Here is a 7,621-nt window from a genome sequence, read left to right on the forward strand (position 1 = left end):
TGAGTTCCCAAAGTGGTTGTTTGGCTTTATCTTTTTTAGATTCAGACATCATATCACTCCTATGCTAATTAGATTAACATAGCGACATTTTGATTGAAAATGTTACATATATGGAAGGTTTTCGAAATACTACATACTTAAAATTATCTTAATATCAATACAATGAAAATATATGAAAACTTGCGAATACTGACTTAAGAAAATCAAAAAATCTGAATAAACCTCTTCACATGATACCTATTTTTTTGTAAGATAGCACTCGTATTATTTTTGAGCGCGATATAAAAGGAGGTAGCAATGATGAAAGGTAACAGAATGATGTTCTTTATATTCATGTTAGGTACATTTACAGTTGGCATGGCAGAGTATGTTGTAACGGGATTACTAACTCAAATCGCAAGTGATATGAAAGTGTCTATTTCAAGTGCAGGATTATTAATTAGTGTATATGCTGTGAGTGTTGCGTTAATTGGACCGTTTATGCGTATATTTACAATGAATGTGCGTGCCAAACGCTTATTACCGATTTTAGTGGCCATATTTATCGGAAGTAACGTGGTAGGTATGTTGGCACCCAATTTTCAAATATTACTGTTATCACGATTGTTGTCAGCGTCAATGCATGCACCCTTCTTTGGCGTATGTATGAGTGTCGCTGCAGCCGTTGCACCTCGTGGTAAACAACCACAAGCCATCGCATTAGTCCAAGCAGGTTTAACCATCGCGGTTATGATTGGTGTACCATTTGGTTCATTCTTAGGTGGATTTGCGAATTGGAGAGCTGTATTTGGCGTTATGATTGTTCTAGCGATTATTACAATGCTAGGTATGTTGAAATTTGTACCAGATGTATCACTTAGCACAGAATCTAATGTGAAGAATGAATTGAAAGTATTCAAAAATCCACATATTTTAATTGTGATGTCTATTATCGTCTTTGGTTATTCAGGTGTCTTCACAACGTATACCTTTATGGAGCCAATGATTCATAACTTCGCACCTTTTAAAATAGTAGGCTTAACAATTTGCCTATTTATGTTTGGTTTAGGTGGTGTGTTAGGGAACTTAATTACAGGGAATGTGCCAGAACCTAAATTGACGAAATATTTATTCTATACGTTTTTATTACTATTTTTAACCATCGTATTATTTGTCACTTTCGTGCATCATACGATTTTAGCAATTATAATTTGCTTCTTATTCGGATTTGGTACATTTGGTACGACACCCTTATTAAATAGTAAGATTATATTAAGTGCCAAAGAAGCACCACTACTTGCAAGCACATTAGCAGCATCTATCTTTAATGTTGCGAACTTCTTAGGCGCAATTATCGGGTCTATTTTATTATCAGTTGGTTTACCTTATTTAATGATTACCTTTGTGTCAGGTGGCATTATTATTCTAGGTATTTTAATTAATACAGTTAATTATTTCTATGAAAAGAAACATATCGAATTTGAAGCATAATGCTTTAGTCGAAGCAACACCTCTAAGGTCAGTTGGTCATCATACTGATATTAGAGGTGTTTCATTATGTTTAATCCGATTCGAATTTTAATGTGGGTTCATACATTTCGTGGTTGAAATGATGTTTAGAAAATTGACGCAAATCATTGATAAATGTATTGATATTACGATCTAATTTCTCTTTAGTTCTAACGATGATAATACGTTTATCGTCAGAAGTTGTTTCGTATTTATCGTCATAGATTCTTGCAGCTATAGAAAATTTAGAGATATAATTCTCCAAAGATTCATAGCAATTTAATAAATCACGAATAGGTTTATTGGATTCTTCTTCATGGTGACTCATAGTACCCAATAATTCTTGAATTTGATCGTCTAATTTTACAAAAAGTTCTTTAACGTCATCACACTTATCTAATGTTTGCGGCTTATTGATTAAAGCATTCGTTTCGCTTAAATGAATTTTACTTATTTTAGAAGCTTTGTAAGCAGTTAAATCGATCATACTCAAAATGTCATTTTTATAATCTTCACGTTTTTCTTCTTTTTCTTTAGTGATTTGATATTTAATGCCCCAAAATGTCCCAATTAGCGCAAAGATACCTCCAACAATCGCTGCTAAAAATTCGCTCATAAAGATGAACTCCCTTCTTGATGTGAATATTTACACATATATTGTACATTATTCGACAGGTATGAGAAGAAAAATTATTGCTTAACTTTAAAATTAACGACTTGCGGAATGTTAGACAAATCGTTATTGGTAATGAAATCAATCAAAAGTTGCGCGCCTTCTTCTTGAATGTCTTTGACAACAGGTGCGTTGGCGAACATGTTGTAATTGCCACCACCTACAGCACGATAGTTGTTGACACAAATGGTATAAGTTTTATCACTGATAAGTGGTTCATTGCCAACCTTAATATCAGTTACGCGTTGACCAATAGGTTCTCCTACATGAATGGTATAAGTGATACCGCCATACATGTCATAGTTAAAATGCTGTGGTTTTGGATATAAAAAAGCGTCATTAATGGATATTTCGTTTTCGTCATTAAGTGCGAAATAGCTTGCTGATTTTTCTAAAGCGTTTTTAATACCTGCACCAGTGAGTTTCAAAACTTGGAACGTGTTTGGAAATGGATAATTATTGATGATTTCTCGCATTGTAATACGTGTATTAAATCCGGCTGCTGAGTCGAAGAGTGCTGTGCTAGCAATATCAGCACCACTGTTCTCTAGTAACATAACGTTGATTAAATTAATGAGTGGATGAGGTTTCATTCTAGCCTTAAACTTGTCTTCTACTAACATAGGTTCTGGTAGGGTCGTAATTTCTGTATCTAGCCAGTCCTCTAATTGTGTTAATAGCTTAGCATCTTCGGGTAACAGACTAAATTTTGAGTCTCCCACTACAGGTAACAATTCGCTTTGCGTATCAATAATCTGATTATTGTCGCCAATCGTTAGTGTTACTTTACCTATTTGTGTTGCACGTGTACCAGGTTGAATAACGGCAGTGTCATACTTCACTGTTGCGATATCGCGGTGTTGATGACCTGTAATTAAGACATCGATACTTTTATGGAAACGACGTAGAATTTCAGACGCTTCATTTTCTCCAGTTAAATCTTCAGTCGGCACATCTGTATCTACATCACACTCGAATCCACCATGATATGACACGACAACGATGTCAGCTTTATTACGGACATTCGGTAATACTTGTGCGAGTGTTTCAACCGCACTTTTAAATGTTAAGCCTTCAATATGATGTGGTTGTTCCCAGTTCGGAATATATTGTGTAGTTAGACCAATCACGCCCACGATGAGGTCTCCCTTTTCAAAATAATGCACGCCTTCACCTGTAAAAGGTTGATGTTGTGAATTTAAAATATTCGCACATAACACTGGATAGTTAAGGGTTTGGAGTGTGTCGTTAAGGTATGTCAGGCCATAATTAAATTCATGGTTTCCAATTGTTCCGAAATCAAAGTTTAAACGATTGTATATAGTTGTTAATGGTTCGCTAGTCTGTAATTTAGACACTAAATAATTACAAAATGGTGCGCCTTGTAAGAAATCGCCATTATCAATTTTGAAATGAATATCGTCATGTTTGCTTGATGTTTCAATTAACTGATTCGCATATAACAACCCCATAGGTAACTGTTGATTTGCATGTGAAAAATCAGTAGGGAAAATATAGCCGTGAACATCACTCACGATATAAAGACCAAGTTGCGTCATATGTAACATCCTTTCATTAGAACAATAAAATAATAGTCATCATTATATGATATGCATGAGAGCACATCTTGAATAAATGTTATATAAAGAAATTATAGTAAAAAAAGGTTGGACAAATTAGATTTTAAAGAAAAAATTTAGAAATGATTTACAATAATTTAACGATATAAATACATTTTATATAAAATTCATGATAATTAAATATTAATTCAATTAATATTGTGCTAATCTTATATTGTCATATAAATTGACAAATTACACGATTTTATACATATCGAACGGGGGCATTACAGTTATGAAGCAAATGAAGTATCTTTTAGTGCTTGCTTTAACAGTTATTATTTTTACGGCGGCGTGTGGAAATAATAGCTCATTAGACAGCAATAATAAAAGCGCTGACAGCGGATCAGATTCTAGTAAAGATGGTTACACACCTAAGGAATTAACGGTACAATTTGTGCCATCACAAAATGCGGACACACTTGAAGCAAAAGCAAAGCCACTTGAAAAATTGTTATCTAAAGAATTAGGAATTCCAGTAAAGGTATCTGTATCGACAAACTATAATACAATTGTTGAAGCGATGAAATCTAAAAAAGTGGATGTTGGATTCCTTCCACCAACAGCGTACACGTTAGCACATGATCAAAAAGCAGCAGACTTGTTGTTAAAAGCACAACGTTATGGCGTTAATGAAGATGGTTCTAATTCGAAAAAATTAGTAGATGACTATAAATCAGAAATATTAGTTAAAAAAGATTCTGGTATCAATAGCTTAAAAGACTTAAAAGGCAAAAAGATTGCATTACAAGATGTAACTTCTACAGCAGGATACACATTCCCTATCTCAACACTTAAAGAAGATGCGGGTATTGATGCAACGAAAGATATGAAGATTGTTAATGTGAAAGGACACGACCAAGCAGTCATTTCATTACTTAACGGTGATGTTGATGCGGCAGCTGTATTCCAAGACGCACGTACAATCGTTAAAAAGGACCAACCAAATGTATTTAAAGATACTAAGATTATTAAATTAACAGAACCTATTCCAAATGACACGATTTCAGTACGTCCGGATATGGATAAAAAATTCCAAGATAAACTTAAAAAAGCATTTAAAGATATCTCTAAAACAAAAGAAGGTCACAAAATTATCAGTGAAGTATATTCTCACGAAGGATATACAGACGCGAAAGATTCAGACTTTGATATTGTAAGAAAATATGAAAAACAAGTTCAAGATATGAAATAAGCGTAGAATAATATTATTAGAAGTTATAATACGATTAAAAAGTATTTAAATTTAGTCTAATAAACATTGTAGATAAACAAGGGACAAATAAAAGCTAGCCTATATGTAGGTTTAGCTTTTATTTGCAAAAATAAAGGGTGCTATTTAAATGAGTCAAATTGAATTTAAAGATGTCAATAAAGTATATCCCAATGGTCATGTAGGATTAAAAGATATCAATTTGAATATTGAAAAGGGAGATTTTGCAGTTATTGTTGGCTTATCGGGTGCAGGTAAATCAACGCTATTACGATCCGTCAATCGACTGCATGATATTACATCTGGAGATATTCTTATTGAAGGTAAATCGATTACTAAAGCGAAAGGTAAATCGCTATTAATGATGCGTCGTAATATTGGCATGATTTTCCAGCACTTTAATCTTGTGAAACGATCATCTGTATTGCGTAATGTATTAAGTGGCCGTGTTGGTTATCATCCAACTTGGAAGATGGTGTTAGGTCTTTTCCCAAAAGAAGATAAAGTGAAGGCAATGGATGCGCTAGAGCGCGTAAATATTCTAGATAAATATGATCAGCGTTCTGATGAATTGTCTGGTGGTCAGCAACAACGTATTTCAATTGCACGTGCATTAGCACAAGAACCTGCAATTATCTTAGCGGATGAACCTGTTGCGTCATTGGATCCTCTGACAACAAAGCAAGTCATGGACGATTTAAAGAAAATTAATGAAGAATTAGGAATTACAATTCTAATTAACTTACACTTTGTAGATTTAGCGCTTGAATATGGTACGCGTATCATAGGTCTTCGTGCAGGAGAACTTGTATATGATGGACCTGTTGAAGAAGCAACAGAAGCAGTCTTTAATGATATTTATGGTCGTAAGCTTAAAGATGACGAGAAGCTAGGGGTGGATTAAAATGACAACGCCTACTACACATAAATATGATCAATATTTAAAGAAAAAAATGTCACTTAAAACAAGTTTTACAGTGCTTATCGTTGTTGCTTTAGTTGTATGGAGTTTCTTATACACGGGCTTTAGCTTTGCCGATTTAATGGTAGGGTTACCACAAATCGGTTCATTCTTTGGACAAATGGTGCCACCAGACTGGGCATATATACATACAATATTGAAACCGATGTTAGACACCATTCGAATGGCTATTGTTGGGACTTTTTTAGGTGCGATTGTGTCTATACCAATTGCGCTAATTTGTGCGAGCAATATCATTAAAACAAAATGGGTTTCGATTCCCGCACGTTTTATCCTAAATATTGTGCGTACGATACCTGATTTATTATTAGCTGCTATCTTTGTAGCTGTCTTCGGCATTGGTCAAATCCCAGGTGTGTTAGCACTATTTATCTTAACAATTTGTGTTATTGCAAAATTATTATATGAATCACTAGAAACCATCGATCCAGGACCGATGGAAGCTATGACGGCAGTCGGCGCAAATAAGATAAAGTGGATTGTCTTTGGCGTTGTGCCACAAATCATGTCTACTTTCTTCTCATATGTGTTATTCGCATTTGAAATTAATATTCGCGCTTCAGCTGTACTTGGCCTTGTGGGTGCTGGTGGTATCGGATTGTTTTACGATTCAACACTAGGCTTATTCCAATATCCTAAAACTGCGATGATTATCCTGTTTACACTTGTTATTGTTGTAATTATTGACTATGCAAGTTCGAAAGTGAGGGAACAACTCGCATGACACAAAGTACAAACAAGCTAGAACAAAAGTATCCCGTTAAATCAAAACAACAAAAACAAAAATTAATTAAAAATTGGATTATAGCTATTGTTGTTTTAGGAATTATAGCGTGGGGCTTTGTAGGGATGCCCGCCTTAGAATTAAAATCAAAATCTATCGAAATTTTAAAATCTATCTTTAACGGCTTATTCCATCCAGATTGGGACTATGTGTATATTCCTGCAGGTGAGGATTTATTACGTGGATTACTTGAAACATTTGCAATTGCGGTAATAGGTACATTTATTGCTGCGGTCATATGTATTCCATTTGCTTTTCTAGGTGCACGAAATTTCATCAAAGTTCGCCCGGTAACAGGCATGACTAAATTTATATTAAGTGTGATTCGTGTATTTCCAGAAATCGTTATGGCGCTCATTTTCATTAAAGCGGTTGGTCCAGGCTCATTTTCAGGTGTATTAGCGTTAGTTATTCATTCAGTAGGGATGCTCGGAAAGTTATTCGTCGAAGATATTGAAAGATTAGATTTTACTTCAGTAGAAGCACTAAAAGCGAGTGGTGCGAATAAGACCAAGACACTTATTTTTGCAGTCATACCACAAATATTACCGTCATTTTTATCGCTCGTATTATATCGCTTTGAATTGAATTTACGTTCTGCATCCATTTTAGGTTTGATTGGCGCGGGCGGTATCGGTACACCGCTCATTTTCGCCCTTCAAACACGTTCTTGGGATCGCGTAGGTATTATTTTAATCGGCTTAGTGATTATGGTAGCTATTGTCGATTTGATTTCAGGCGCAATACGTAAACGAATTGTTTAGATTTGATAGGGAGTGGGACAGAATTCTTTTAAATTCGTCGTAACCCCAACATGCTTAGCTTGTAAAATCACTTTCGTGATTTTTGGTTTTTGGGCCCC

7 protein-coding genes are annotated in these 7,621 nt (G+C 34.7%); 5 read left to right on the top strand and 2 right to left on the bottom strand.

Annotated elements, in window-relative coordinates:
* Positions 1 to 300 precede the first annotated feature (300 nt).
* Positions 301 to 1,470 carry an MFS transporter gene (locus JVV30_RS10890; RefSeq protein ID WP_107629254.1) on the top strand — a complete coding sequence of 390 codons (1,170 nt, stop codon included), beginning with the start codon at positions 301 to 303 and terminating at the stop codon, positions 1,468 to 1,470.
* Between the two features lie 70 nt (positions 1,471 to 1,540).
* On the opposite strand, the gene JVV30_RS10895 is transcribed toward JVV30_RS10890, so the two are convergent.
* Both JVV30_RS10895 and JVV30_RS10900 read right to left on the bottom strand, forming a co-directional pair.
* A complete protein-coding gene (locus JVV30_RS10895) occupies positions 1,541 to 2,104 on the bottom strand; it encodes a hypothetical protein (RefSeq protein WP_204194237.1) in 564 nt (187 codons plus the stop codon).
* A 74-nt stretch (positions 2,105 to 2,178) separates the two neighbouring features.
* Complete coding sequence (locus JVV30_RS10900) at positions 2,179 to 3,720, bottom strand: bifunctional metallophosphatase/5'-nucleotidase (protein ID WP_204194238.1); 1,542 nt, start codon at positions 3,718 to 3,720, stop codon at positions 2,179 to 2,181.
* Between the two features lie 295 nt (positions 3,721 to 4,015).
* On the opposite strand from JVV30_RS10900, the gene JVV30_RS10905 reads away from it, so the two are divergent.
* The 4 genes from JVV30_RS10905 to phnE (JVV30_RS10920) all read left to right on the top strand — a co-directional run bounded on the left by JVV30_RS10905 (position 4,016) and on the right by phnE (JVV30_RS10920) (position 7,523).
* On the top strand, positions 4,016 to 4,975 hold the full coding sequence (locus JVV30_RS10905) for a phosphate/phosphite/phosphonate ABC transporter substrate-binding protein (protein ID WP_070854440.1): 960 nt from the start codon (positions 4,016 to 4,018) through the stop codon (positions 4,973 to 4,975).
* Between the two features lie 148 nt (positions 4,976 to 5,123).
* Positions 5,124 to 5,897: a phosphonate ABC transporter ATP-binding protein gene (phnC, locus tag JVV30_RS10910; RefSeq protein WP_053030014.1), complete on the top strand. Its 774-nt coding sequence runs from the start codon at positions 5,124 to 5,126 to the stop codon at positions 5,895 to 5,897.
* Position 5,898: 1 nt separating this feature from the next.
* The gene (gene phnE / locus JVV30_RS10915; RefSeq protein ID WP_070854442.1) at positions 5,899 to 6,699 is read left to right on the top strand and encodes a phosphonate ABC transporter, permease protein PhnE; all 801 of its coding nucleotides are present in this window, start codon (positions 5,899 to 5,901) and stop codon (positions 6,697 to 6,699) included.
* On the top strand, positions 6,696 to 7,523 hold the full coding sequence (gene phnE / locus JVV30_RS10920) for a phosphonate ABC transporter, permease protein PhnE (RefSeq protein WP_204194239.1): 828 nt from the start codon (positions 6,696 to 6,698) through the stop codon (positions 7,521 to 7,523). Before phnE (JVV30_RS10915) ends, phnE (JVV30_RS10920) begins: the two co-directional genes overlap by 4 nt.
* Positions 7,524 to 7,621 lie beyond the last annotated feature (98 nt).

The organism is Staphylococcus sp. GDY8P47P (assembly GCF_016892225.1).
In the GTDB taxonomy this organism is placed as follows: Bacteria; Bacillota; Bacilli; order Staphylococcales; family Staphylococcaceae; genus Staphylococcus; species Staphylococcus borealis.